At 69.6% G+C, this 24874-nt stretch carries 18 protein-coding genes and 1 pseudogene; 12 read left to right on the top strand and 7 right to left on the bottom strand.

Annotated features, from left to right (window positions below):
* Positions 1–28: 28 nt before the first annotated feature.
* Entirely contained in the window at positions 29–622 is a 594-nt protein-coding gene (locus F1D61_RS25190) for a histidine phosphatase family protein (protein WP_203154850.1), read from the bottom strand.
* Positions 623–716: 94 nt separating this feature from the next.
* On the opposite strand from F1D61_RS25190, the gene F1D61_RS25195 reads away from it, so the two are divergent.
* Entirely contained in the window at positions 717–1670 is a 954-nt protein-coding gene (locus tag F1D61_RS25195; RefSeq protein ID WP_203154852.1) for a polyphosphate kinase 2 family protein, read from the top strand.
* 212 nt (positions 1671–1882) lie between these two features.
* On the opposite strand, the gene F1D61_RS25200 is transcribed toward F1D61_RS25195, so the two are convergent.
* A complete protein-coding gene (locus F1D61_RS25200) occupies positions 1883–2539 on the bottom strand; it encodes an alpha/beta hydrolase (RefSeq protein ID WP_109972196.1) in 657 nt (218 codons plus the stop codon).
* 245 nt (positions 2540–2784) lie between these two features.
* Between F1D61_RS25200 and F1D61_RS25205 the strand changes: the two genes are divergently transcribed.
* The 6 genes from F1D61_RS25205 to F1D61_RS25230 all read left to right on the top strand — a co-directional run bounded on the left by F1D61_RS25205 (position 2785) and on the right by F1D61_RS25230 (position 9384).
* Positions 2785–3960, top strand: coding sequence for a cysteine desulfurase family protein (locus tag F1D61_RS25205; RefSeq protein ID WP_203154854.1), 1176 nt, complete (start codon positions 2785–2787; stop codon positions 3958–3960).
* A 69-nt stretch (positions 3961–4029) separates the two neighbouring features.
* Positions 4030–5499: a Fe-S cluster assembly protein SufB gene (gene sufB, locus F1D61_RS25210; protein ID WP_203154856.1), complete on the top strand. Its 1470-nt coding sequence runs from the start codon at positions 4030–4032 to the stop codon at positions 5497–5499.
* A gap of 109 nt (positions 5500–5608) precedes the next feature.
* Positions 5609–6361, top strand: coding sequence for a Fe-S cluster assembly ATPase SufC (sufC, locus tag F1D61_RS25215; RefSeq protein WP_203154858.1), 753 nt, complete (start codon positions 5609–5611; stop codon positions 6359–6361).
* A 2-nt stretch (positions 6362–6363) separates the two neighbouring features.
* Complete coding sequence (locus F1D61_RS25220; RefSeq protein WP_203154860.1) at positions 6364–7683, top strand: SufB/SufD family protein; 1320 nt, start codon at positions 6364–6366, stop codon at positions 7681–7683.
* Positions 7684–7742: 59 nt separating this feature from the next.
* Complete coding sequence (locus F1D61_RS25225; RefSeq protein WP_203154862.1) at positions 7743–8987, top strand: cysteine desulfurase; 1245 nt, start codon at positions 7743–7745, stop codon at positions 8985–8987.
* 7 nt (positions 8988–8994) lie between these two features.
* On the top strand, positions 8995–9384 hold the full coding sequence (locus F1D61_RS25230; protein WP_203154864.1) for an SUF system Fe-S cluster assembly protein: 390 nt from the start codon (positions 8995–8997) through the stop codon (positions 9382–9384).
* Between the two features lie 6 nt (positions 9385–9390).
* Here the strand turns inward: F1D61_RS25230 and F1D61_RS25235 are convergent, their stop codons facing one another.
* On the bottom strand, positions 9391–9984 hold the full coding sequence (locus F1D61_RS25235; protein ID WP_203154865.1) for a Uma2 family endonuclease: 594 nt from the start codon (positions 9982–9984) through the stop codon (positions 9391–9393).
* A gap of 135 nt (positions 9985–10119) precedes the next feature.
* Between F1D61_RS25235 and sufA the strand changes: the two genes are divergently transcribed.
* Positions 10120–10500, top strand: coding sequence for a Fe-S cluster assembly scaffold SufA (sufA, locus tag F1D61_RS25240; protein ID WP_203154866.1), 381 nt, complete (start codon positions 10120–10122; stop codon positions 10498–10500).
* Positions 10501–10545: 45 nt separating this feature from the next.
* On the opposite strand, the gene F1D61_RS25245 is transcribed toward sufA, so the two are convergent.
* The 3 genes from F1D61_RS25245 to F1D61_RS25255 form a co-directional block, all read right to left on the bottom strand.
* Entirely contained in the window at positions 10546–11610 is a 1065-nt protein-coding gene (locus F1D61_RS25245; RefSeq protein ID WP_203154867.1) for a GGDEF domain-containing protein, read from the bottom strand.
* Positions 11611–11733: 123 nt separating this feature from the next.
* Positions 11734–13368, bottom strand: coding sequence for a DEAD/DEAH box helicase (locus F1D61_RS25250; protein WP_203154868.1), 1635 nt, complete (start codon positions 13366–13368; stop codon positions 11734–11736).
* A gap of 374 nt (positions 13369–13742) precedes the next feature.
* A complete protein-coding gene (locus F1D61_RS25255) occupies positions 13743–13994 on the bottom strand; it encodes a hypothetical protein (RefSeq protein WP_203154869.1) in 252 nt (83 codons plus the stop codon).
* Positions 13995–14216: 222 nt separating this feature from the next.
* Here F1D61_RS25255 and F1D61_RS25260 point away from each other — a divergent pair, with 222 nt between their 5' ends.
* The gene (locus F1D61_RS25260) at positions 14217–15080 is read left to right on the top strand and encodes an outer membrane protein (protein WP_203154870.1); all 864 of its coding nucleotides are present in this window, start codon (positions 14217–14219) and stop codon (positions 15078–15080) included.
* Positions 15081–15266: 186 nt separating this feature from the next.
* On the opposite strand, the pseudogene parE reads toward F1D61_RS25260, so the two are convergent.
* A pseudogene (gene parE / locus F1D61_RS25265) lies at positions 15267–17365 on the bottom strand (DNA topoisomerase IV subunit B).
* A gap of 304 nt (positions 17366–17669) precedes the next feature.
* Between parE and F1D61_RS25270 the strand changes: the two are divergent.
* The 3 genes from F1D61_RS25270 (at position 17670) to F1D61_RS25280 (ending at position 24815) form a co-directional block, all read left to right on the top strand.
* Positions 17670–17858, top strand: a complete 189-nt coding sequence (locus tag F1D61_RS25270; protein ID WP_203154872.1) for a hypothetical protein — start codon at positions 17670–17672, stop codon at positions 17856–17858.
* A gap of 212 nt (positions 17859–18070) precedes the next feature.
* Positions 18071–19891 (top strand): malto-oligosyltrehalose trehalohydrolase, encoded by a 1821-nt coding sequence (gene treZ, locus F1D61_RS25275; protein WP_203154873.1) that lies wholly within the window; start codon positions 18071–18073, stop codon positions 19889–19891.
* 1 nt (position 19892) lies between these two features.
* Positions 19893–24815 (top strand): malto-oligosyltrehalose synthase, encoded by a 4923-nt coding sequence (locus tag F1D61_RS25280; RefSeq protein WP_203154875.1) that lies wholly within the window; start codon positions 19893–19895, stop codon positions 24813–24815.
* The last annotated feature ends 59 nt before the right edge of the window (positions 24816–24874 follow it).

Consider the following 24874-nt stretch of genomic DNA (forward strand, 5'->3'; position numbering starts at 1 on the left):
AAGGCATGCGCGGGCAGAAATCGGGTCGTCAGGCCCAGCGCCGCGCGCCGGCCTCGAAGACCAGGATCCGGCCCTGCAGGATCTCCAGGTGGGGCGCCTCCTCGGTGGAGGCGGTGCCCAAGGCCACCATCACGGCCCGGGCGACGCCGCCATGGGCCACCACGACCGCCGGACGGTCGAGGGCGTCGAGGACCGGGCGCACCCGCTCGGCCACCATCGCGTAGCTCTCCGCGCCCTCGCCCGGCGGGCAGAACGCCCAGCGGTCGCGGTCGCGCGCCTGGGAGCGGGCGGGGTCCGCGCGCCGGACCTCCTTCCAGGTCAGGCCCTCCCAGGCACCGAAGCCGATCTCGCGCAGGCGCGGCTCGATCGTGTAGCCGGCGGGATCGAGGCCGAGCGCGGTGCGCAGGCCCTCCATCGTGTGCCGGGTGCGCTCCATCGGGCTCGCCAGATAGGGCAGGGTGCCGACCTGCCCGCCCAGCAGGGCGCGCAGCCGTTCGCCGGCCTCGGCGGCTTGCGCGTGGCCCTTGCGGTTGAGCGGCGTGTCGCGCTGGCCTTGCAGGCGGCCTTCGGCGTTCCAGTCGGTCTCGCCGTGGCGGACGAAGTAGAGCGGCGCGCGGGTCATCGGTCGGTCCTCTTGGAACGGCCCCGCTTGGCCGCCGTTGATCTTGCTGTGATCCGTCGCACGAAGCCGTCCCCGCCGGAGTCCCCGCTTCCCGATGTCGAAGAAGAACCCGAAAGACAAGCCGGTTTCGCTCCCGGGCCACCCGCGTCCCTCCTCCGCCGCCTGGGCGAACGAGGCCGGATCGCTGGCGGAGGCGAGCCCGGGCTTCCTCGCCGAGCACGGCGCGACGATCCCTGTCCCGCCGCCGGGCGTCGTCCAGTGCCGGCCCGAGGCGCCCTGCCGCCTCGCCGAGATCGACCCGGACGCGCCGGGCTCCTCCGACGGCAAGGCGGCGGCGGAAGCCGAGCTGGCGCAGGTGCGCACCCGGATCCAGGATCTGCAGGAGCGGCTCTATGCCGAGCGCAAGCGCAGCCTGCTGGTGGTGCTCCAGGCGATCGACACCGGCGGCAAGGACGGGACGATCCGCCACGTCTTCGAGGGCGTGAACCCGCAGGGCTGCCGGGTCTCGTCGTTCAAGACCCCGAGCGCCGAGGAACTCGACCACGATTTCCTGTGGCGCTACCACCGCGAGGCGCCGGCCCGCGGGATGATCGGGGTGTTCAACCGCAGCCATTACGAGGACGTGCTGATCGTCCGGGTCAAGCAGCTGGTGCCCGAATCGCTGTGGCGGCCGCGCTACGACCTCATCAACGACTTCGAGCGCCTGCTCACCCTCTCGGGCACCACGGTGCTCAAGATCTTCCTGCACATCTCGAAGGACGAGCAGAAGGAGCGCCTGGAGAGCCGGCTTGCCGACCCGACCAAGAACTGGAAGTTCGACCCCGCCGACCTCGTCGAGCGCCAGGCCTGGGATTCGTACCAGGCGGCGTTCCAGGACGCGCTGACCCTGTGCGGGACGCGGCTCGCGCCCTGGCACGTGGTGCCGGCCAACCGCAAGTGGTTCCGCAACCTCGCCGTGGCGCGGCTGATCGCCGGGACGCTGGAAGCGATGGATCCGCGCTACCCGGAGCCGAAGGCGGATCTGAGCGGGATCACGGTGCCGGATTGATGGAAAATTCCGGTCGAATCCAAAACTTCATTCGACCCACAACCTCATCCTGAGGTGTTAGTCCATCGGGGATGGACTAACCTCGAAGGAGGGCTCCAGAGTCCTGTGCGATCCCTGGAGCCCTCCTTCGAGGTCAGTCGATTTTCAATCGACTGACACCTCAGGATGAGGTCGCGAGTGGGAATGAATGCTGAATCCGAGAGCGTCGGCCGTTACGCCGCCTCGTCCCGCTTGCCGAGCCGCTTGTCGAGGTAGGTGTCCACCGTCTGGGTCAGCTCGTCGACCTTGCCGTCGAAGAAGTGGTTGGCGCCGTCGACGATCTGGTGCTCGATGATGACGCCCTTCTGGGTCTTCACCTTCTCGATCACCGGCATCACCTCGCGGGCCGGCGCGACCCGGTCCTCGGAGCCGTGCACGAACAGGCCCGAGGACGGGCAGGGGGCGAGGAAGCTGAAATCGTAGCGGTTGGCCATCGCGGCGATCGAGATGAAGCCCTCGATCTCCGGGCGGCGCATCAGCAACTGCATGCCGATCCAGGAGCCGAACGAGACGCCGGCGATCCAGCAGGCCCGGGCCTCGGGGTTGACCGCCTGCACCCAGTCGAGGGCGGCCGCCGCATCCGACAGTTCGCCGACGCCGTGGTCGAACGCGCCCTGGCTGCGGCCGACGCCGCGGAAGTTGAAGCGCAGCGCCGCGAAGCCGCGATTCGCGAACGTATAGAACAGGTTGTAGACGATCTGGTTGTTCATCGTGCCGCCGAATTGCGGATGCGGGTGCAGCACGATGGCGATCGGGGCGCCCTTCTGCTTCGGCGCCTGGTAGCGCCCCTCCAGCCGACCGGCGGGACCGGCGAAGATGACCTCGGGCATGAACGACCTCTTTCTTCAACGGTGCGTGAGCGCGGCGCGGGAACGGCTGGGAGCCGCCGATGCTTGACTCGGGGTCGGTCTCCCATAAAAGCACCCTTAGAACGATTCCAGTGGACTAGAATCATTCTAAAGAACTGGGTGCCGTTGTTCCCGGCCTCGCGCCGGCCAGCACGCACCATTCGATTACGTGTGTCCGGGGCGGGCCTTAGCACGGCCCCCGGGGGAAAGGCAAAGGAATTCAGCGCATGGAGCGCGCGCGGGCCTATCTCGACCACAACGCGACCTCGCCCCTGCGGCCCGAGGTGGCGGAGGCGGTCGTGCGCGCGCTCCATGATCTGCCCGGCAACCCGTCCTCGGTCCATCGCGAGGGGAGGGCGGCGCGCTCGGCCATCGAGGCGGCGCGGGCCATGGTCGCGACGCTCGCCGGGGTGAAGCCGTCGCAGGTGGTGTTCACCGGCGGCGGCACCGAGGCGGCGAACGCGGTCCTGTCGGGCGCGTTGCGCCGGCGCGGCCTGCCGGCGCCGACCCGGCTGCTCATCGGCGCGACCGAGCATCCGTGCTGCCTGCAAGGCCACCGCTTCCCGGCGCACGAGACCGAGACCCTGCCGGTCGATGCCGACGGGGTCCTCCGCCTCGATCATCTGGAGGCGCGGCTCGCGGCCTGTGCCGCCGAGGGTGTCACCGCCCTCGTTTCGGTCCAGGCGGCGAACAACGAGACCGGCGTGGTCCAGCCCCTGGCGAGGGTTGCGGCGCTCGCATGCCAGTACGGCGCCCTGCTCCACAGCGACGCGGTCCAGGCCGCTGGACGGATATCGATCGCGCGCAATATATTTGCCGCCGACGCCCTGACCCTGTCGGGGCACAAGCTCGGGGCGCCGAAGGGCGTCGGCGCGATCGTGCTCGGGGAGGGCGTGACCCTGGACGCCCCCTTCCTCCGCGGCGGCGGGCAGGAGGGGCGCCTGCGGGCGGGGACCGAGAACGTGCCGGGCATCGTCGGGTTCGGAGTCGCGGCGGACCTGGCGCTGGCGGCGATGCCGGCGGAGGCCCTCCGCCTCGCGGCCCTGCGCGACGCGATCGAGGCGGGCGTGCGGGCGCGCGCACCCGATGCGGTGGTGTTCGGGGCGGGGGCCGAGCGCTTGCCCAACACGCTGTGCTTCGCGGTGCCGGGGCTCAAGGCCGAAACGGCCCTGATCGCCCTCGACCTCGATGGTGTAGCGGTCTCGTCCGGGGCGGCCTGCGCCTCGGGCAAGGTGTCTCGCTCCGGCGTGCTCGCGGCGATGGGGGTCGATTCCGCCCTGTCCGTAGGCGCGTTGCGCGTGAGTTTGGGGTGGAACAGCCGGCAGGAGGACGGGGAAAGGTTCCTCGCGGCCTTCGATCGGCTGGTTTCATCCCTATATAAGCGCCGGGAGCGGGCCGCGTGATCGCGCCCCCCGCCACCGGCCGTGTCATCACCTCGCGGCCCTTGAAGCCGTAAGCGGTAGGAGACGGGTATGCCTGCAGTGCAGGAGACGGTCGATCGCGTCCGCGCCATCGATGTCGATCAGTACAAGTACGGGTTCGAGACCACGATCGAGATGGAGAAGTCCGAGAAGGGCCTCTCCGAGGACGTGATCCGCTTCATCTCGGCCAAGAAGGACGAGCCGGAGTGGATGCTCGAATGGCGCCTCGACGCCTATCGCCGCTGGCTCACCATGAAGGAGCCGAACTGGGCGCGGGTCGAGTACGACAAGATCAACTACGACGAGCTGTATTACTACGCCGCGCCGAAGCGCAAGGCGGCGCAGTCGCTCGACGAGATCGATCCCGAGATCCTGAAGACCTACGAGAAGCTCGGCATCCCGCTGCGCGAGGTCGAGGTGCTGGAGGGCATCGCCCCCGAGCGCCGTGTCGCGGTCGATGCGGTGTTCGACTCGGTCTCGGTCGCCACCACCTTCAAGGCGGAGCTCGCCAAGGCCGGCGTCATCTTCATGCCGATCTCGGAGGCCGTGCGCGAGCACCCCGAGCTGGTGAAGAAGTACCTCGGCTCGGTCGTGCCGGTCACCGACAACTACTTCGCGACCCTGAACTCGGCGGTCTTCTCCGACGGCTCGTTCGTCTACATCCCGCCGGGCGTGCGCTGCCCGATGGAGCTGTCGACCTACTTCCGCATCAACGAGCGTGACACCGGCCAGTTCGAGCGTACGCTGATCATCGCCGACAAGGGCTCCTACGTCTCGTATCTCGAGGGCTGCACCGCCCCGAAGCGCGACGACAACCAGCTCCATGCCGCGGTGGTCGAGCTCGTGGCGCTCGACGACGCCGAGATCAAGTACTCGACGGTCCAGAACTGGTATCCGGGCGACGCGGAAGGCCGCGGCGGCATCTACAACTTCGTGACCAAGCGCGGCGATTGCCGTGGCGTGAACTCGAAGATCTCGTGGACGCAGGTCGAGACCGGCTCGGCGATCACCTGGAAGTACCCGTCCTGCATCCTGCGCGGCGACAATTCCCGCGGCGAGTTCTACTCGATCGCGGTGTCGAACGGCATGCAGCAGGTCGATTCCGGTACCAAGATGATCCATCTCGGCAAGAACACGACGAGCCGGATCATCTCGAAGGGCATCTCGGCCGGCCGGTCGCAGAACACCTATCGCGGCCTCGTCTCGGCGCACAAGAAGGCCAAGGGCGCGCGCAACTTCACCAACTGTGATTCGCTGCTGATCGGCGACCAGTGCGGCGCACACACCGTGCCCTACATCGAGTCGAAGAACGCGTCCGCGGTGTTCGAGCACGAGGCCACCACCTCGAAGATCTCCGAAGACCAGAAGTTCTACTGCCTGCAGCGCGGCCTCTCCGAGGAGGAGGCGACCGCGCTCATCGTCAACGGCTTCGTCCGCGACGTGCTGCAGCAGCTGCCGATGGAGTTTGCCGTCGAGGCCCAGAAGCTGATCTCGATCAGCCTGGAAGGCTCGGTGGGCTGATCACCCTCCAAGGCTTCCGGCTCATCGCCGGAAGCCGTCCACGCCCTGAATTTTGCTTTAACGGATGCTGTGCCGCGCGGTCGGCCGCTCCCGTCAGGACTGCTCTACCATGCTGGAAATCAAGAATCTGGTCGTCAACATCGAGGACAAGCGCATCCTCAACGGCCTCAGCCTGACCGTCAACGACGGCGAGGTCGCCGCCATCATGGGGCCGAACGGCTCCGGCAAGTCGACCCTGTCCTACGTCATCGCCGGCAAGGAGGACTACGAGGTCCTCGACGGCGAGATCCTGCTCGACGGCGAGAACATCCTGGAGATGGAAGCCGACGCCCGCGCGGCGGCCGGCATCTTCCTGGCCTTCCAGTACCCGCTGGAGATCCCGGGCGTCGGCACGATGACCTTCCTCAAGGCGGCGATGAACGCCCAGCGCAAGACCCGCGGCGAGGACGAGCTGACCACGCCCGACTTCATGCGCCAGGTCTTCGCGGCTGCCGACAAGCTCGAGATCAACCGCGAGATGCTCAAGCGCGCCCTCAATGTCGGGTTCTCCGGCGGCGAGAAGAAGCGCATGGAGATCCTCCAGATGGCGCTCCTGTCGCCGCGCTTCTGCGTCCTCGACGAGACCGATTCCGGCCTCGACATCGACGCGCTGCGCATCGTCTCCGAGGGCGTGAACGCGCTGCGCGCCCAGAACCGCAGCTTCCTCGTCATCACCCACTACCAGCGCCTGCTCAACCACATCGTGCCCGACACCGTGCACGTGATGGCGCAGGGCCGCGTGGTGAAGTCCGGCGGCAAGGAGCTCGCCCTCGAGCTCGAGGCCTCGGGCTATGCCGAGTACCGGGCGAGCGAGGCCGCGTAACCATGGCCGACGTCACGACCCTCCGCACCGCCGCCGAGACCGGGCTGTCCAAGCTCTTCGAGGTCCAGCGGCTCAAGCTCCCGGGGGCGGCCATCGCCCGCGAGGAAGCCTTCCGCTATTTCGAGGCGGCGGGCCTGCCGCATCGCCGCGTCGAGGCGTTCAAGTACACCGACCTGCGCGCCGCCGTCCGCGAGGCCGCGCCGCCGGCCGAGGCGCCCGAGCCTGAGACCGCCCGCAACGCGGTCAAGACCGCCCGGGGCTTTGCCGGGATCGAGGCCGCGCGCCTGACCTTCGTCAACGGCCACCTGGTCGCCGCGCTCTCCGACCTCTCGGGCCTGCCCGAGGGCCTGGAGGTGGTCACCCTCGCCAAGGCCATGGCCGAGGGCCACCCGCTCCTCGACCATCTCGCTCCGGTCGAGCAGACCCGCGAGAACCCGATCTACCAGCTCAACGCCGCCTTCATGGCGGACGGGGCGGTGATCCGGGTCGAGGCCGGCGCCAAGATCGAGCGGGCCCTGCACCTGCGCTTCATCGGCACCGGCGAGGCCGCGTTCTCGACCGCGACCCGCGTGCTGGTCGTGGCAGACGACGATGCCGAGGTGACGCTGCTCGAGAGCCACGAGGGTCCGGACGGGATCGCCTACCAGCCCAACGACGTCCTCGACGTCGTGGTCGGCGACCGCGCCCGCGTGCTGCACAGCCGGCTCAACATCGAGGGCGATGCCGCCATCGCGCTCTCGACCGTCTCCGCCCGCCTCGGCGCCGGCTCGCATATCGAGACCGTCAACGTGGTGACCGGCGCGGTGCTGTCGCGCCACCAGCTCTACCTGCACTTCGCAGGCGACGACGCGACCGCCACCGTCAATGGCGCCGCGATGATCCGCAACGGCCAGCTCGCCGACTCGACGCTGCTGGCCGACCACGCGGCGGTCGGCGGCATCAGCCGCGAGCAGTTCAAGACGGTGATCGACGGCGACGCCACCGGCGTGTTCCAGGGCAAGATCATCGTCCGGCAGATCGCCCAGAAGACCGACGGCAAGATGAAGTCGGACTGCCTCCTCCTCACCGACGAGGGGCAGATGATGAACAAGCCGGAGCTGGAGATCTTCGCCGACGACGTGGCCTGCGGTCACGGTGCCACCTGCGGCGCGCCGGACGAGGACCTTCTGTTCTACCTGATGGCCCGCGGCCTGCCGCGGCCCCAGGCCGAGAGCCTGCTGGTCCAGGCCTTCCTCGGCGAGGCGATCGAGGCGGTGACCCACGAGGGGGCCCGCGACGCGATGATCGCCGAGATCGAGGCCTGGCTCGCCCGCCGCGGCTAAGAAACGACCGGGCCGGCCTACGGGCCGGCCCCTCTCACGCCCATGCACGAGAGACCGAGATGAACGCACCCGTCCTCCAGACCCCCTACGACGTCGAGGCGATCCGGGCGCAATTCCCGATCCTGTCGCAGCAGGTCTACGGCAAGCCGCTGGTCTATCTCGACAACGCCGCCTCGTCGCAGAAACCGAGGGCGGTGATCGACGCCATGTCGGGCGCGATGGAGACGGCCTATGCCAACGTGCATCGCGGCCTGCACTTCATGGCGAATGCGGCGACGGAGGGCTTCGAGGGCGCGCGCGAGACGACGCGGCTTTTCCTCAACGCCCGCTCCACCGACGAGATCATCTTCACCCGCAACGCCACCGAGGCCTACAACCTCGTGGCGACCTGCATGGGCTGGGCCGGGCTGATCGGCGAGGGTGACGAGATCATCCTGTCGATCATGGAGCACCATTCCAACATCGTGCCCTGGCACTTCCTGCGCGAGCGCCGCGGCGCCGTGCTGAAATTCGCCCCCGTCGACGACGAGGGCAACTTCCTGGTCGAGGAGTTCGAAAAACTCTTCACCCCGAAGACCAAGATGGTGGCGATCAGCCACATGTCGAACGTGCTCGGCACGATCACCCCGGCGGAAGAGATCGTCCGCATCGCGCATGCCCACGGCGTGCCGGTGCTGCTCGACGGCGCCCAGAGCGCGGTCCACCAGGCGATCGACGTCCAGGCCCTCGATTGCGACTTCTTCGTCTTCACCGGCCACAAGGTCTACGGGCCGACCGGCATCGGCGTGCTCTACGGCAAGAAGGAGTGGCTGGAGCGCCTGCCGCCCTACCAGGGCGGCGGCGAGATGATCGAGATCGTCGAGGAAGAGCGCATCACCTACAACGCACCCCCGCACCGCTTCGAGGCCGGCACGCCGGCGATCATCGAGGCGATCGGGCTCGGCGCCGCGCTCGAATTCATGATGTCGCTCGGCCGCGAGCGGATCGCCGCCCACGAGGCGCACCTGCTGGCCTACGCCCAGGAGCGCCTGCGGGCGATGAACAGCCTGCGGATCATCGGTACGGCGAAGAACAAGGGAGCGGTGATCTCCTTCGAGATGAAGGGGGCGCACGCCCACGACATCGCCACGGTGATCGACCGCCAGGGCGTCGCGGTGCGCGCCGGCACCCACTGCGCCATGCCGCTGCTCAAGCGCTTCGGCACCACTTCGACCTGTCGCGCCTCGTTCGGCCTGTATAATACGACGGCGGAGATCGACGCCCTCGTCTCGGCCCTGACCCGGGCCGAACGGATGTTCGCGTGAGGACCCCATGACCGATACCCCCGCCGCGAGCGGCGCGAATACCCCGTCGCTGAACGCCCAGGTGAGCGCCTCCGCGATCCCGCCGGAGGAGCTGGACCGGCTGACCGACGGCATCGTCGCGGCGCTCAAATCCGTCTACGACCCGGAGATTCCGGCCGACATCTACGAGCTCGGCCTGATCTACCGGGTCGACATCGCCGACGACCGCAACGTCGCCATCGACATGACCCTCACGGCGCCGGGCTGCCCGGTGGCCGGCGAGATGCCGGGCTGGGTCGAGAACGCCGTCTCGACGGTGCCCGGCGTCGCCGGGTGCAACGTCACCATGGTGTTCGACCCGCCGTGGGACCAGAGCCGGATGTCCGACGAGGCCCGCATCGCCCTCGACATGTGGTGAGGCGGCTCAGCGCATCGCATCGGTGATGCGGGGCGGGAAGGTCAGGTCGTAGTAGATATCGGCGAGCGCCAGCCGCGCGCCGATCTCCGGCAGATCGATGACGGCCTCCAGCCCCTCGATCCGCTCCGGTCGCCACTCATCGCCTTCGCGGCGGTAGAGAAGGGCGACCGGTGCCACGGTCTCGATCAACAGGATGCAGCGCAGCGTAGGGTGTCGCTTGTACTCCTCCAGCTTCAGTGTCTGATCGACTCCGAATGTCGAAGGCGAAGCAACCTCGACGACGAGGCGCGGCTCGCGGGCTTCGTGGGTGTCGTAAGCCACAGGCCTGCACTCGATCATGACGTCAGGCCGTCGAATCGACGTGATGCTGGTACGAATGGCGATATCGTCAGTGGTCGGTCGGCAGCCCGATCCGCGAAGCTGATTGCCGAGGCTGATGATTACGTTGACCGTCACTTGATCATGCTGCTGACTGGCTCCGGTCATCATCCGGTGCTTCGGGATCGGAATCCCGTCGACAAGCTCGAACGGTTCGTCCTGACCCTCCTGCCAGCGAAAGAACTCTTCCGGCGTCATCCGCCGCCGCGCCGCATCCGCCATCGCCGCCTCCGTGATGGCCCATCCTAGCACATCCCTCCGGTGGACCATCGGCAACGGGATGCTTATCTTTCGAGACGTACCCTCACGCCTCAACCGCCCGGGCCTTGAACCCGGCCGCCGGAGAGAGTTTTGAACATGGCACCGAGCTTCAAGGTGATGTCGCTGACCGAGGCCGCCGCCGAGCGGATCAAGGGCATCATGGCCGACGCCGAGCGCCCGATCGCGGGCCTGCGCGTCGGGGTCAAGAACGGCGGCTGCGCCGGCATGAGCTACACGATGGAATATGCCGAGGAGCGAAAAGCCGGCGAGGACATGATCGAGGACAAGGGCGTCCGCGTCTTCATCGATCCGAAGGCGGTCCTGTTCCTGCTCGGGACGCAGATGGATTTCCAGACCACGAAGCTGTCGTCGCAGTTCGTGTTCAACAATCCCAACCAGACCTCGGCCTGCGGCTGCGGCGAATCGGTCGCGATCACGCCCGCCGATCCGAACGCGCTCACGGCCACCCACGCCTGAGGGCGCAGCCTTCCCCCGCTCGCATCCGCGCGCGGGGGGAGGGGATCAGGCGACGTCGTGCATCGGCTCGACCGGCACGCTGTCGTCGACCACCTGGTTGCGGCCCGCCCGCTTGGCGGTGAACATGCAATGGTCGGCGCGCTCCAGCAGCGACACCGCCGTATCGCCGCGCCGGTAGGCGGCCAGCCCGACCGAGATGGTGATCCGCCCCAGGCTCTCGCCGGTGGAGCGCTTCACGAGCTCGCGGCCCATCACGCTGGTGCGCACCTTCTCCGCCACCACGCGGGCCTCGTCCCGGGTGCTCCCCGGCAGGATGATGCCGAATTCCTCGCCGCCGAACCGCGCGATGGTGGTGCGCGGCTCGACGCTCTCGCGCATCGTCATCGCCACGAGCCGCAGCACCTGGTCGCCGGTGAGGTGGCCGTAGAGGTCGTTGAAGCGCTTGAAGTGGTCGATGTCGAGGACGACGAGGCAGACCGGCTGTCCCTGCACCGCGGCGTGGTCGACCGCCTTGTGCAGCATCTCCTCGAAATGCTTGCGGTTGCCGATGCCGGTGAGCGGATCGGTCAGCGATTCGACGCGCACCGCCTCCAGCGTCTCGCGCAGGCTCTCGATCTCGTTGCGGCTCTCGCGCATCCGCGCCTCGAGGGTGCGGTTGTTGGCCGCCACGTCCCGGGTGGTGACGACGAGCGAGGAGACGATCTCCCGCACCCGGGCGCGGTTCACCGCCGGGGCGGCCAGGTCCTGGGTGAAGGCCTGCAGCGAGGCACCGTAGCGCGCGGTCGAGCCCAGCGCCGCGTCGAGCATCTCCATGATCTGCTCGATCTCGGTCAGCACGCCGCTGCTCGCCCGCTCGGTCTCGAGCGAGAGCTTGCGACCGTCGAGGTAGGTCTCGAAGAGCTGGTCGACATGGCCGTCGGCCAGGGTGCCGTGCTCGGCGGTGAGCCGCTTCACGGCCTCGATGAGCTGGGCGTTCAGGCCGGCGACGTAGGTGTACCAGACGGCATAGCTGCGCGGCGTGGCCGACGAGCGGTACGCCTTCATCAGTTCCATGGCCCGCTGACCGAACAAGAAGCTCCGATCGAGGTCGGTGCTGCTCAGGTCAGACATCGAACGTCTCCGCGCTGGGCGCCGGCTTCGTGCCGGCGCCTCTCTCCGACCTGTAGGGTCTGTCCGTGGAGAAGCAGTTAAGGCCCGAAGAAATTATGGCCTGACGAGCGAGAAATCCGGTGTCTACTCGCCGTCGCTCCGCTTCTTCAGCACAACCGGCCGTAGCAGGAAGGCTGGGACGTGAGCCCCCATGCCGATCTCGGCCTCCGGCATCGCGTCGTCGTCGCGGTGGCGGCCACGGTCGTTGCGGCGGCCGGCGGGACGCTCGTCCGCGTGACGGCGCTCGTCCGGCACCCGCCGCTCCGCGCCCGGTCGCGGCGCCTCGCCGTTGCGGCGCGGGGCGTGGGACTGGGTCGGCTCGGCCCGCTCCTGCCGGCCGCCTTCCTGGCGGGGAGCCTCCTGGCGGCCGCCTTCCTGGCGAGAACTCTCCTGACGGGTGCTCTCTTGGCGGGTGCTCTCTTCGCGACCGCCATCCTGGCGATTGCCGCGGGCGCGGCGACGGCGGGTCTCGTCCCGGCGTCCGCCCTCGTCGCGGCGGGAATCCGATCGCCCGGATTCGTCGCGGCGGCCCCCGCCGCGTCCGCCCCGGCTGCGGCGCTCAGGCTCGGCCGCCTCCTCGTCGGGCAGGCTGGCGAGGTCGCCCTCCGCCCAGGGAATCGGCTGGCCGATCAGCGTCTCGATCGCCGCGAGCGACTTCTCGTCGCCGCGGCCGATCAGCGTGAAGGCGGCGCCGGCCCGGCCGGCCCGGCCGGTGCGGCCGATCCGGTGGACGTAATCCTCGGCGTGGTGCGGCACGTCGAAGTTGAAGACGTGGCTCACCGCCGGGATGTCGAGGCCGCGGGCGGCCACGTCGCTGGCCACGAGCAGCGGCACCTCGCCGGAGCGGAACGCGTCGAGCGCCGCCATGCGGGCCCGCTGGTCCATGTCGCCATGAAGGGCCGCGACGTTGAAGCCGTGGTTCGACAGCGACTTCTGCAGCTGCGCGACGTCGCGCTTGCGGTTGCAGAAGATGATGCCGTTGTTCAGCTCGTCGGCGGCGCGGATCAGCTTGCGCAGGGTCTTGCGCTTCTGGTGCCCTTCCGCCCCCGTCGCGACCAGCCGCTGGGTGATGGTGCTGGCGGTCGAGGCGGGGCGCGCCACCTCGACGCGGACGGGATTGTGCAGGAAGTCGTCGGCGAGGCGCTGGATCTCCGGCGGCATCGTCGCGGAGAAGAACAGCGTCTGGCGCGTGAACGGCACCATCTTCACGATGCGCTCGATGTCGGGGATGAACCCCATGTCGAGCATCCGGTCGGCCTCGTCGATGACGAGGAGCTCGACGCCGTTGAGCAGCAGCTTGCCGCGCTCGAAATGGTCGAGGAGCCGCCCGGGAGTCGCGATCAGCACGTCGACGCCGCGGGTGATCTTGAGGTCCTGATCGGCGAACGAGACGCCGCCGATCAGGAGCGCCACGTTGAGCTTGTGGTTGGTGCCGTAGCGCTCGAAGTTCTCGACCACCTGCGCGGCGAGTTCGCGCGTCGGCTCGAGCACCAGCGTGCGCGGCATCCGCGCCCGGGCCCGGCCCTGTTCGAGCATGGTGAGCATCGGCAGCGTGAACGCCGCCGTCTTGCCGGTGCCGGTCTGGGCGACGCCCAGGACGTCGCGCCGGGCCAGAACGTGCGGAATGGCTTGGGCTTGGATCGGGGTCGGCGTGGTGTAGCCCGCGGCCTCGACGGCCTGCTGGACCTTCTCGCTTAAACCCAGTTCGGCGAATGACATCCTGAAGAGAACCGTTGCGCGCGGGCGGATCGGGCCGGCGCGGAAGACACCGTCGCGGCAACGGCCGGGATGCAAAGTCGTTTCGCAGCCTGTCCCGCGCCGGAGACGCCGAGGCGGGACGTTCACGCCATTGCTCTGTCGCGCCTGCACGCGACCGCCCGCAGGACACGCCCGATGCGGACCCGTTTGTCAAGGCCTGACCGTGATTCGTTCGGTGGACCGGACCGCCTCGGATGCCGCCGCGCCGGGCGCGCCGCCCCGCCCAGGCAGGACTTCCCGAGCAGGACTTCCCGGGCATGCCGATTGCGAGGGTCGCGGGAGCCTTGCGGGTGCGAGAGCCTCGTGGAGGCAAGATGCTCAGGGAGGCGATGGCCTCAAGGCCGCACCGGCGCGCTGCAGGGATCGAGGCGCGTGCGGTCCGCCTGGGTCGCTATCGATCCGGTGGTCTCGGGCTCGACGATACCGCGCAACGACGCGACCGCCTGCCCGCCGGGCGCCGCTGGCGGGCCGCCGCGCGAGGCGAGGTAGTGGGTCGCCGCCAGGGAGCCCGCGACCGCGAACAGGGCGATCCGCCAGGTGCGGCGGAGCAGGGAAGGCGGCGCGGTCTCGCGCCCGAAAGCGTCCATGGCGATTCCTCGGCGGAAGTGTGCACCAGGGACACTGGGGGATCATGGTTAATGCTAAATCACCGCGCTCGCTCGATTTTTTGGGTCCGCGCTCGCTCCCGATTCACGGTTCGTTGACGGGTGGGGGGGTAAACCCTGTCCTCGTTGCAGGAATGCGACAGACCGGGTGACCGACCGGGGATAGAAGCGCGCCGGCTCTCGCCAATCAGGACCAGTAAGACAATGAAGAAGATCCTCCTCGCCTCCGTGGCCCTCGTCGGCCTGTCCGCTGCTGCCTCGGCCGCCGACCTGCCGCGCCGCGCGGCCCCGCCGCCGGTCTTCACCCCGGTGCCGGTGTTCACCTGGACGGGCTTCTACGCCGGTTTCAACGCCGGTTACGGCTTCGGCACCAATGACAACCGTGGCGCCACCGTCGTCGGCGTCGGCCCGGCCACCGGCCTCGTCGTCACCCCGACCGTGATCGCCTTCCCGGGCCAGCGCTCGACCGACGGCTTCGTCGGCGGCGGCCAGGTCGGCTACAACTACCAGTTCACCCCGGGCTCGGGCATCGTGGTCGGCGTCGAGGCCGACGCCCAGTACGTCGATTTCGGCCGTGACCGGAACCGCTTCGCCGCCACCGGCCCGATCGCCGCCCAGCAGGTGTTCAACCCGAACGGCGTCGCCGGCCTCGACTACTTCGGCACCGTGCGCGGCCGCCTCGGCTACGCCTTCGACCGTACCCTCGTGTACGCCACCGGCGGTTTCGCCTACGGTTCGGGCGGCGGCCGCGACTTCGGTCTGCCGAACAGCTCGCGTGACGAGTTCCAGACCGGCTGGGTCGTCGGCGGCGGCGTCGAGTACGCCATGCCCACCGACTCGTTCCTGAACTTCTTCCGTTCGTCGGCCGTGACCCTCAAGGTCGAAGGCCTGTACGTGAACCTGGATCAGGGCAACCGCAACAACGGCGCCTTCGCCGTCAACAACGCCGGCACCGTGGTCGGCCTCGGCTCCCCGGGCGTGGTCGTCGTGAACGCCGGCCCGGTCCGTCGCGAGACCGAGTTCGCCGTCGTCCGCGCCGGCCTGAACTACAAGTTCAACGGCTTCTAGTCGTCGACATCCGTCACCGCGACGGAGCGGAGCCCGGCCTCACGGCCGGGCTTTTCGCGTTCCGAGGCGCCGCATCGGCGTACCGGCGCGAGATCCAACGACAAAGGGCCCGGCCGCTCACGCGGCCGGGCCCTTTGTCGTAGCGTAGTCCGGGGGAGGGCGGTGCCGTCCCCCCGGAGGCCGGGTTCAGATGTCGAGCTCGATCTCGTCGGCGAAGACCGCCCGCTCGGAGATGAAGGCGAAGCGGGCCTCGGGCTTGTTGCCCATCAGCCGCTCGACCGTGTCGCCGGTGGCGTCACGCGCCTCCTCCACCACCTCGACCCGCAGGAGCGTGCGCTTCTTGGGGTCCATCGTGGTCTCCTTGAGCTGGCCCGGCATCATCTCGCCGAGGCCCTTGAAGCGCCCGATCTCGACCTTGCCCGACTTGAAGGTGGTCTTGAGCAGCTGCTCCTTGTGCCGGTCGTCCCGGGCATAAGCGCTCTTGGCGCCCTGCGTCAGCCGGTAGAGGGGAGGGACGGCGAGGTAGAGGTGCCCCTGCTCGATCAGCTCCGGCATCTGCCGGTAGAAGAAGGTGATCAGCAGCGAGGCGATATGGGCGCCGTCGACGTCGGCATCGGTCATGATGATGACCTTCTCGTAGCGCAGGTCGTCGTGCCGGTACTGCTTGCCGATGCCGCAGCCGAGCGCCAGGATCAGGTCGGAGAGGAGCTGGTTGGCGCCGAGCTTGTCCCGGCTCGCCGAGGCGACGTTGAGGATCTTGCCGCGCAGGGGCAGGATCGCCTGAGTGGCGCGGTCGCGCGCCTGCTTGGCCGAGCCGCCGGCCGAATCGCCCTCGACGATGAAGATCTCGGAGCCCGCGGCCCCGGCCTTCGAGCAATCGGCGAGCTTGCCCGGCAGGCGCAGCTTACGGGTCGCGGTCTTGCGGGCGACCTCCTTCTCCTGGCGGCGGCGCAGGCGCTCCTCGGCCCGGTCGATCACCCAGTCGAGGAGCTTGTTGGCCTGGGCCGGGGAGGCGGCGAGCCAATGGTCGAAGGCGTCGCGGATCGCCGCCTCGACGATGCGGGAGGCCTCCAGCGTCGCGAGCTTGTCCTTGGTCTGGCCCTGGAACTCCGGCTCGCGGATGAAGACCGACAGCATCGCCGCGCAGGTCGCCATCACGTCGTCGGCGGTGACCGAGGCCATCCGCTTGACCTGGCCGACCCGCTCGGCGTGGTCGCGCAAGCCCCGCAGCAGGGCCACCCGCATCCCGCTCTCGTGGGTGCCGCCCTCCGGCGTCGGGATGGTGTTGCAGTAGGAGGACGAGAAGCCGTCGTCGTTCGACAGCCAGACCATCGCCCATTCGAGCGAGCCGTGGCTGCCGGGACGGGTGATCTTGCCGGAAAAGACCCCGTCGGCGACGAGTTCCTTGCCGTCGATCTCGCGGGCGAGATAGTCCTTCAGGCCGGCGGGGAAGCGATGCACGGCTTCCGCCGGCACGTTCTCGACCCCTTCCAGCAGCACGGGGCGCAGCGCCAGCGGATCTCGACGCCGCCGAACAGATAGGCCTTCGAGCGCGCCATCTTGAACAGGCGGCGCGGATCGAATTTGTGCTCGCCGAAGATCTCGGCATCGGGATGGAACCGCACCCGCGTGCCGCGACGGTTCTGCACCCGGCCGATCGTCTCGATGCCGCCTTGCGCGTGGCCGCGGGAGAAGGTCTGGCGGTAGAGGGTCTGGTTGCGGGCGACCTCGACCTCGAGCACGTCCGAAAGGGCGTTCACCACCGAGATGCCGACGCCGTGCAGGCCGCCTGAGGTCTCGTAGACCTTCGAATCGAACTTTCCGCCGGCATGCAGCGTGGTCATGATGACCTCGAGCGCCGACTTGCCCGGAAATTTCGGGTGCGGGTCGACCGGAATGCCGCGGCCGTTATCGGTCACGACGAGGCAGCCATCCTCCTGCAGCTCCACCTCGATGAAGCTGGCATGGCCCGCCACGGCCTCGTCCATCGAGTTGTCGATCACCTCGGCGAAGAGGTGGTGCAGGGCCTTCTCGTCGGTGCCGCCGATATACATGCCGGGCCGGCGCCGCACCGGCTCCAGCCCCTCCAGCACCTCGATCGCCGAGGCGTCGTAGCCGGCCTCCGCGGCCTCCGCCGGCGGGGGCACGGCGACGGGCTTCGGGCGCTTCACCGCCTCCGCCTTCAGCGGATCCGCCGGGGGCTTCGCCTCCGGTCGCTTGGGGTCGGGCGGCGTTCCGGGCGGCTTGCCGCCGGCGCCGAACAGGTCTCGTGCGGCCTCGCTCACGCGACGGCCTCGCGGTGGGGGAAGGGCTCTGGCAGCATTCGAGGTCATCCTTTCCCTATACCGGAACAAACGCGGAACAAAAAGGGCCTTTGCGCGGCGTTGGGGTGTGGCGAACGGGCATGGTCGGGCGGCGCGGAATCACCCGGCAGCAGAACCCGTACCAGAGTCACCGAGACGTAAACAAATTCCCTTAAAGCCCGGTGACGCGCGCGATGCCCCCCGGAACCTCGGCCGTCACCGCCCGTTGACCGGACGGCCGCCCCTGACGCCGGACGGGATCGCGCGCCGCAGGAGCGTTCCGACGATGAAAACCGTCAACCGCCACGCCCGTCATCTCGCCCTCGCCCGTGCCGAGCAGGCCGCCGGCCAGGCTTTCGGCTTTGCCGAGGATGGCGTCGGCGCGGCGGCGGTCGGGCTGGGACGCGTGGCGATGACGGCGACCGGCGCCGCGGTTGCGGCGGCCTTCGCGGCGACCCTCGCCTGGGCGTTCTGAGGCTTCCTCGCGCTCCGACGCTGTCCCGCGCGGCCATCGTCGCCGGGCGTCGCTCCGGCCATTGCCGACGGCGCGGGCCGCCTTAGCTCCCGTATCGCAGCGCGGTCGTCGCAATGCGGGACGACCCCGCGGAACCTGCCCACAGCCACCGAATTTCCTGAGCGGCGCCCCACGCCGTTCGCACACTCTCGCTTTCGAAGGATGGTGGCCCGATGCGGCGCACCCACAGCATGCCATTCGGTGCGGAGATCGGACCGGAGGGGGTACGCTTCGCCCTCTGGGCGCCGACCGCGAAGAGCGTCGCCCTTGTGGTCGATGGGACGGATCACCCACTGGAGGATCAAGGCGAGGGCTGGCGGCGCCTGACGGTGCCGGGCCTGCGCGCCGGCGCCCGCTACGGCTACCGGATCGACGGCGACCTCGTGGTGCCCGATCCCGCCTCGCGCTTCCAGCCGGAGGACGTGTCGGGCCTGTCCGAGGTGATCGACCCCGCCGGCTTCCCGTGGACCGACGGGGCCTGGGCCGGGCGCCCGTTCGAGGAGACGGTGATCTACGAGTGCCATGTCGGCACCGCGACGCCGGAAGGCACCTACGCGGCCCTCTCCGAAAAGCTCGAATCCCTGCGCGACCTCGGCGTCACGGCGATCGAGTTGCTGCCGCTCGCCGACTTCAAGGGCACCCGCAACTGGGGCTATGACGGCGTGCTGCCCTACGCGCCGGATGCGGCCTACGGCACTCCGGACGACCTGCGCCGTCTCGTCGACCGGGCGCATGCGCTCGGCCTGATGGTCTTCCTCGACGTGGTCTACAACCATTTCGGCCCGGCCGGGAACTATCTCCACGCCTATGCCGAGACGTTCTTCACCGAGCGCCACCCGACGCCGTGGGGCGCCGGCATCAACTTCGACGGCAAGACCTCCGGCCGGGTGGTGCGGGACTACTTCGTCCACAACTCGCTGTACTGGCTCGACGAGTTCCACATCGACGGCCTGCGCTTCGACGCCGTCCACGCCATCCAGGACGATTCCAACAAGCACTTCCTGGCCGAGCTGGCCGAGCGGATCCGCGCGGCAAACCCCGATCGCCCGATCCACCTGATGCTGGAGAACGAGGCCAACCAGGCCCGCTGGCTGGAGCGGGACGGCGCCGGCCAGCCGATCCTGCACAGCGCCCAATGGGCCGACGACACCCATCACGGCTGGCACATCCTGCTGACGGGCGAGGATTCCGGCTACTACGAGAGCTTCTCCGACAAGCCGGCGGCGCATCTCGCCCGCAGCCTGGCGGAGGGCTTCGCCTACCAGGGCGAGCCGTTCAAGACCCTTGACGACCACCCCCGCGGCGAGCCGTCCGGCCACCTGCCGCCCTCGGCCTTCGTCACCTTCCTGCAGAACCACGATCAGGTCGGCAACCGGGCTCTGGGCGAGCGGCTGAGCCACCTCGCCGATCCGGGCAAGCTGGCGCTGGCCCGGGCCGGCCTGCTGCTCAGCCCGCAGATCCCGATGCTGTGGATGGGCGAGGAATGGTCGGCCTCGACGCCGTTCCTGTTCTTCGTCGATTTCGCCCCCGACGAGGAGCTGAACAAGGCGGTGCGCGACGGTCGTCGGCGCGAGTTCAAGAGCTTCGCCGCCTTCGCCGACGAGGAGAAGGCGAAAACAATTCCCGACCCCACCGCCGCCGAGACGTTCCGGCGCTCGACGCTCGACTGGGCCGAGCGGACGAACTCGCCGCATCGCGAGGTCCTGGCCGACACGACGGCGCTGCTCGCCCTGCGCCAGCGCGAGGTTGTGCCGCTGTTGAAGACGGCGTGGAAGGGCGGTTCCTACGTGCTGCCGCGGCCGGACGTGATCGACGTGACGTGGTCCTTCGCCGGCGGCTCGCTGCGCTTCGTCGGGGTCTTCGGCGGCGACGCGTACGAGCCGGGGCCGCTGCCCGGCCGCGTCGTCTGGCGCTCGCCGTCGGTCTCGCAGAACGAGGACGGCGCCCTGGTCCTGCCCGCCTGGTCGGGTGTGTTCGTGAAAGAGGTGTTTTGAGATGGCCGTGACCGAGGATGTCGTCGCGCGGCTCGCCGATGAGGCGGGCATCGCTGCCGACTACACCGACGCCTTCGGCCAGCGCGTCGAGACCCCGCTCTCCGTGCGCCAGGGGCTGCTCGCCGCCCTCGGCCTGCCGGCCGGCACCGAGGAGGAGGCGCGGGCGAGCCTCGCCCGCATCCAGGCGCTTCGCCACGGCCTGGTGGCGCCGCTGGTGCCGGTTGAGGCACGCCGTGCCGCCCGGGTGCCGGTGCGGGCGGAGGCGCGCTCCGGCACGCTGAGCTGGCGCATCGTCGACGAGCGCGGCAGCGCCCGTGACGGGCGTGTCGCGCTGGGTCCCGACACCGCCGCGATCGAGCTGCCGCCCCTCACCCCCGGCTATCACCGCCTCACGGTGACGCTGGGAGACCGGCGCGCCGAGGCGACGGTGATCGCCGCCCCCCAGCGCTGCTGGCGCCCGCGGGCGCTGGGCGACGAGGGCGCCCGCGATTGGGGCCTCGCGGCGCAGCTCTACGGCCTGCGCTCCGCGACCAATCTCGGCATCGGCACCTATGCCGATGCCGGCCGGGCCGCGGCGGATGCCGGCGCAAGGGGCGCGGCTTTCTTAGGGTTGAGCCCGGTCCACGCCCTGTTCTCGACCGACCGCCAGAAGGTCTCGCCCTACTCGCCGTCCTCGCGGCTCTTCCTCGAGACGCTGTTCATCGATTCCAGCACGCTGCCGGGCCTCGCCGGCAGCCGGGCCGAGCGCCTGCTCACCGACGCCGCTCCCGAGATCGCGCGCCTGCGCGACGCCTCCCTGGTCGATCATGCCGGCATCTGGCAGGTCTTGAGCCCCGTGCTCGAGGCCCTGTGGCTGGACTCGCCGGCCCGGGCCGGGCGGGACACGGAGTTCCTGGCGTTCCGCGCCGCGGGCGGTGAGAACCTGGAGGCCCACGCGACCTTCGAGGCCCTGGCCGAGCACTTTTCGAAGAAAGGTGCGAACTGGCTCGGCGACTGGCCGGAGGCCTATCGCCGCAACGGCACGCCGGAGGTGTCGGCCTTCGCCGCCGAGCACCAGGAGCGGGTATCGTATCACGCCTGGCTGCAATTCCTCGCCGACCGGCAGCTCGCTGCGGCTTCTGCCCAGGCGCTGGCCTCAGGCATGCGGCTCGGCCTCTACCGCGACCTCGCGGTCGGCGCCGATCGCGGCGGCTCGGAGATCTGGTCGCATCCGGAGCGCTTCGCCGCCGGCCTGTCGATCGGCGCGCCGCCGGACATCCTGGCCCCGAACGGCCAGGATTGGGGCCTGCCGCCCTTCGATCCGCTGGAACTGGAGCGCGACGGACTCGCGGCCTTCCGGGCCCTGGTCCAGGCCAACATGCGCCATGCCGGCGCGATCCGCATCGACCACGCCTTCCAGCTCGCCCGGCTGTTCCTGATCCCGGTCGGGGGCGGGGCGAAGGGCGGGGCCTACGTGGCGATGCCGTTCGAGGCGATGCTGGCGGTGCTGCGCCTGGAGAGCCACCGGGCGAAGTGCCTCGTCATCGCCGAGGATCTCGGCACCGCGCCGGCCGGCTTCTCCGACGCGCTGATGCAGGCCGGCATCCTGAGCTACCGCATCCTGTCCTTCGAGCGGGGAGAGGGCGGCACGTTCAAGCGCCCGGCCGAGTATCCGCGCGACGCGCTCTGCGCCATCACCACCCACGACCTGCCGACCTTCGTCGGCTGGTGGCGGGGCGTCGATACGGAACTCCGCCAGTCCCTCGGCCTCTACGATGCCGACCGCGCCGGCTCCGAGCGCGACGAGCGGGTGCATGAGCGCCGGCGCCTCGCCGAGGCGCTGAACCAGGAAGGGCTGATCCCGTCGGCGGACGTGCCGGGCGAGCCGCCCTTCGAGGCCGCGGTGCGCTTCCTCGCCCGCGCCCCCTCGGTGCTGACCGCGGTGCAGTACGAGGACATCCTGGGCGAGGTGAGCCAGGCCAACATGCCGGGCGTCACCGAGGGCTACCCGAACTGGCGCCGCAAGCTCGACCGCGACCTCGACGCGATCGCCGCGCCCGGCGGGCCCCTCGCCAAGCTGGCCGCCTCGCTCTCGTCCGAGGAGCGTGGGCCGCGCTCGGGCGCCGCGCGGCTGGCCTCGCCGCCGCCGCGGGCGACCTACCGGCTGCAATTCCACAAGGACTTCACCTTCGACCACGCGGCGAAGATCGTTCCGTACCTGGCGAAGCTCGGCATCAGCCACGTCTACGCCTCGCCGATCCACAAGGCGCGGCCGGGCTCGATGCACGGCTACGACATCGTCGATCACCGCGAGATCAACCCGGAACTCGGCGGCGAGGAGGCCTTCGTGTGCTTCAGCGACACGCTGAAGAGCCACGGGCTGAAGTTCCTGCTCGACATCGTGCCCAACCACATGGGCGTCGGCGGTGCCGACAACCCGTGGTGGCTCTCGGTGCTCGAATGGGGTGCCCTGTCGCCGGCGGCCGACGCCTTCGACATCGATTGGGGCCGGCTCGGCGCCCGCAACAAGCTCGTCGTGCCCTTCCTCGGCGACCGCTACGGCGAGGCGCTGGAGAAGGGCGACCTCAAGCTCGCCTTCGACCCGGAGGAGGGCGGCTTCAGCGTCTGGCACTTCGAGCATCGTTTCCCGGTCAACCCGCTGAACTACCCGATCATCCTCGACCGGGCGCTCGCGGCCCTGCCGGAGGTCGGCGACGAGGGCTCGGCGGACGTCCTGTCGATCTCCGAGCGCCTGCGCCGGATGGGCGACGAGACCAATTCCGAGCGCATGGCCGCCTTCCCGGAGGAGGCGGAGGGGCTGAAGCGGCGCCTCGCCCATGCGGTCGCCGTCTCGTCCACCCTCAAGGCGGCGATCGACCGGGCGGTAACGCTGGTCAACGGCTTCAAGGGCCATCCCGACAGCTTCGGGGCGCTCCATCGCATCCTGGAGGCCCAGGCCTACCGCCTCGCCCATTGGCGGGTCGCGGCGAGCGACATCAACTATCGCCGCTTCTTCGACGTGAACTCGCTCGCCGGGCTCAAGGTCGAGGACAGGCGGGTGTTCGAGGGCGCCCACGCGATGCTGTTCCGCCAGATCCGCGAGGGACGGATCGACGGCCTGCGCATCGACCACATCGACGGGCTCGCCGATCCGGCGGGCTATGCCCGCGCGCTCCAGGCGGCTTTGGGGCCCGGCTTCTACATCGTGGTGGAGAAGATCCTGGAGCCCGGCGAGAAGTTGCGCCCCTGGCCGATCGCCGGCACCACCGGCTACGACGTGCTCAACCAGATCGACGGGCTGTTCGTCGACCAGGACAAGCGCGAGGCGGTGGCCAGGCTCTATGCCGGGGCGAGCGGCATGGACGAGCCCTACGCGTACCTCTTGCGCAATGTGAAGGGCGAGATCCTGGAAACCAGCTTCGCCAGCGAGCTGGAAGTCCTGACCTCGGACCTCAAGCAGGTGGCCGATGCCGACCGGCGCACCCGCGACTTCTCGGTCAACGCCCTGCGCCAGGCGCTCTCCGAGATCATCGCCCGCTTCCCGGTCTATCGCAGCTACCTCGGCTCGGACCTCGACGAGAACGAGATCGAGCCGGAGGACCTGAAGCTCATCGGCGACACGGTGCGCAAGGCCAAGCGCCGCTCCAGCCTGCCCGACCGCTCGGTGCATGATTTCGCCGAACGGGTCCTGCTCGGCCGGATCGACACCGAGGGGCCGGGCCGGCCCGACCCGGAGGTGGTGCGCCGCTTCCGCCGCCGCTTCCAGCAGCTCACCGGCCCGGTGATGGCGAAGAGCCTGGAGGACACCCTGTTCTACCGCTTCGTCGAGCTTCTGGCGCTCAACGAGGTCGGGGGCGATCCGGGCGAGTACGGCGTCACGGCGGAGCATTTCCACGCGCTCCAGGCCGCTCGCGCCCGCGACTGGCCGAACGCGATGATCACCACCGCCACCCACGACACCAAGCGCGGCGAGGATGCCCGGACCCGGCTGCTGGCCTTGTCGGAGGTCCCGGAGGAATGGGCCGACGCCTGGGCCCTGTGGGGCGAACTGGCAAAGCCCCACCTCTCGCAGGTCGAGGGCGAGGCCGCGCCCGATGCCAACGACCAGTGGATGTTCCTGCAGGCGATCCTCGGCGCCTGGCCGCTGGAACTGCTGACGGACTCTCCCGACCCGAAGGATGTCGAGGAGTTCCGCAAGCGGCTCGGCGCCTATGCCGAGAAGGCGATGCGCGAGGGCAAGCGCCGGTCGAGCTGGGTCAATGTCGACGAGGCCTACGAGGGCGCGGTCGCCAAGCTCTTCGATGCCCTGGTGGCGCCGGACTCGGAATTCCTGCGGGAATTCAGACCCTTCGCCGAGCGTCTGGCCCGGGTCGGCATGGTGACGGGCCTCGCCCGCTCGGCACTGAAATGCACTCTGCCGGGCCTGCCCGACATCTACCAGGGCACGGAGTTCTGGGACTTCTCCTTCGTCGATCCCGACAACCGCCGCCCGGTCGATTACGCCGAGCGCGAGGCGGCGCTCGGCCAGGACGCGGCCCTCGAAGACCTGCTGGCCTCCTGGCCCGACGGGAGGATCAAGCAGCGGGTGCTGGCCCGGCTGCTCGCCGACCGCGCGGCCCATCCCGGCTTCTACGCCGAGGCCGATTACGCGCCGGTGGCGGCCGAAGGGCCGGGGGCCGACCGCCTCGTCGCCTTCCTGCGCCAGGACGCGACCGCCGGCTCGGAGGCCGGCGACCTGCTGGTGGCGGTGCCCCGCCGCGTCGCCGCCGAGGAGGGCCTGCGCCTCGCGGGTGCCTTTGCCGGCACGAGCCTGCCGGTGCCCGAGGGCAGCGTCTGGCGCGATCTGGTGACGGGCGAGGAGATCCGGTCCGAGGGCGGGCGACTGTCGATTGGTCGACTCTTCTCGCGCCTCCCCCTGGCGGTTCTGCGCCACTCCGCCAGTTGAGACCTCGGGCCGGCCACACCCCTCGGGTGGGGCCGGCCCGCCTGAGATGAACGAGAAAG

It is taken from the genome of Methylobacterium aquaticum, assembly GCF_016804325.1.
GTDB lineage: Bacteria > Pseudomonadota > Alphaproteobacteria > Rhizobiales > Beijerinckiaceae > Methylobacterium > Methylobacterium aquaticum_C.

What these genes read in the sequence shown, in the direction of transcription:
- F1D61_RS25245 (WP_203154867.1), bottom strand. Translation starts at nt 11,610, where the DNA reads ATGTCTGACCTGAGCAGCACCGACCTCGATCGGAGCTTCTTGTTCGGT.
- sufA (WP_203154866.1), top strand. Translation starts at nt 10,120, where the DNA reads ATGGCACCGAGCTTCAAGGTGATGTCGCTGACCGAGGCCGCCGCCGAG.
- F1D61_RS25280 (WP_203154875.1), top strand. Translation starts at nt 19,893, where the DNA reads ATGGCCGTGACCGAGGATGTCGTCGCGCGGCTCGCCGATGAGGCGGGC.
- treZ (WP_203154873.1), top strand. Translation starts at nt 18,071, where the DNA reads ATGCGGCGCACCCACAGCATGCCATTCGGTGCGGAGATCGGACCGGAG.
- F1D61_RS25200 (WP_109972196.1), bottom strand. Translation starts at nt 2,539, where the DNA reads ATGCCCGAGGTCATCTTCGCCGGTCCCGCCGGTCGGCTGGAGGGGCGC.
- F1D61_RS25225 (WP_203154862.1), top strand. Translation starts at nt 7,743, where the DNA reads ATGAACGCACCCGTCCTCCAGACCCCCTACGACGTCGAGGCGATCCGG.
- F1D61_RS25270 (WP_203154872.1), top strand. Translation starts at nt 17,670, where the DNA reads ATGAAAACCGTCAACCGCCACGCCCGTCATCTCGCCCTCGCCCGTGCC.
- F1D61_RS25235 (WP_203154865.1), bottom strand. Translation starts at nt 9,984, where the DNA reads ATGGCGGATGCGGCGCGGCGGCGGATGACGCCGGAAGAGTTCTTTCGC.
- F1D61_RS25250 (WP_203154868.1), bottom strand. Translation starts at nt 13,368, where the DNA reads ATGTCATTCGCCGAACTGGGTTTAAGCGAGAAGGTCCAGCAGGCCGTC.
- F1D61_RS25255 (WP_203154869.1), bottom strand. Translation starts at nt 13,994, where the DNA reads ATGGACGCTTTCGGGCGCGAGACCGCGCCGCCTTCCCTGCTCCGCCGC.
- sufB (WP_203154856.1), top strand. Translation starts at nt 4,030, where the DNA reads ATGCCTGCAGTGCAGGAGACGGTCGATCGCGTCCGCGCCATCGATGTC.
- sufC (WP_203154858.1), top strand. Translation starts at nt 5,609, where the DNA reads ATGCTGGAAATCAAGAATCTGGTCGTCAACATCGAGGACAAGCGCATC.
- F1D61_RS25190 (WP_203154850.1), bottom strand. Translation starts at nt 622, where the DNA reads ATGACCCGCGCGCCGCTCTACTTCGTCCGCCACGGCGAGACCGACTGG.
- F1D61_RS25195 (WP_203154852.1), top strand. Translation starts at nt 717, where the DNA reads ATGTCGAAGAAGAACCCGAAAGACAAGCCGGTTTCGCTCCCGGGCCAC.
- F1D61_RS25260 (WP_203154870.1), top strand. Translation starts at nt 14,217, where the DNA reads ATGAAGAAGATCCTCCTCGCCTCCGTGGCCCTCGTCGGCCTGTCCGCT.
- F1D61_RS25230 (WP_203154864.1), top strand. Translation starts at nt 8,995, where the DNA reads ATGACCGATACCCCCGCCGCGAGCGGCGCGAATACCCCGTCGCTGAAC.
- F1D61_RS25205 (WP_203154854.1), top strand. Translation starts at nt 2,785, where the DNA reads ATGGAGCGCGCGCGGGCCTATCTCGACCACAACGCGACCTCGCCCCTG.
- F1D61_RS25220 (WP_203154860.1), top strand. Translation starts at nt 6,364, where the DNA reads ATGGCCGACGTCACGACCCTCCGCACCGCCGCCGAGACCGGGCTGTCC.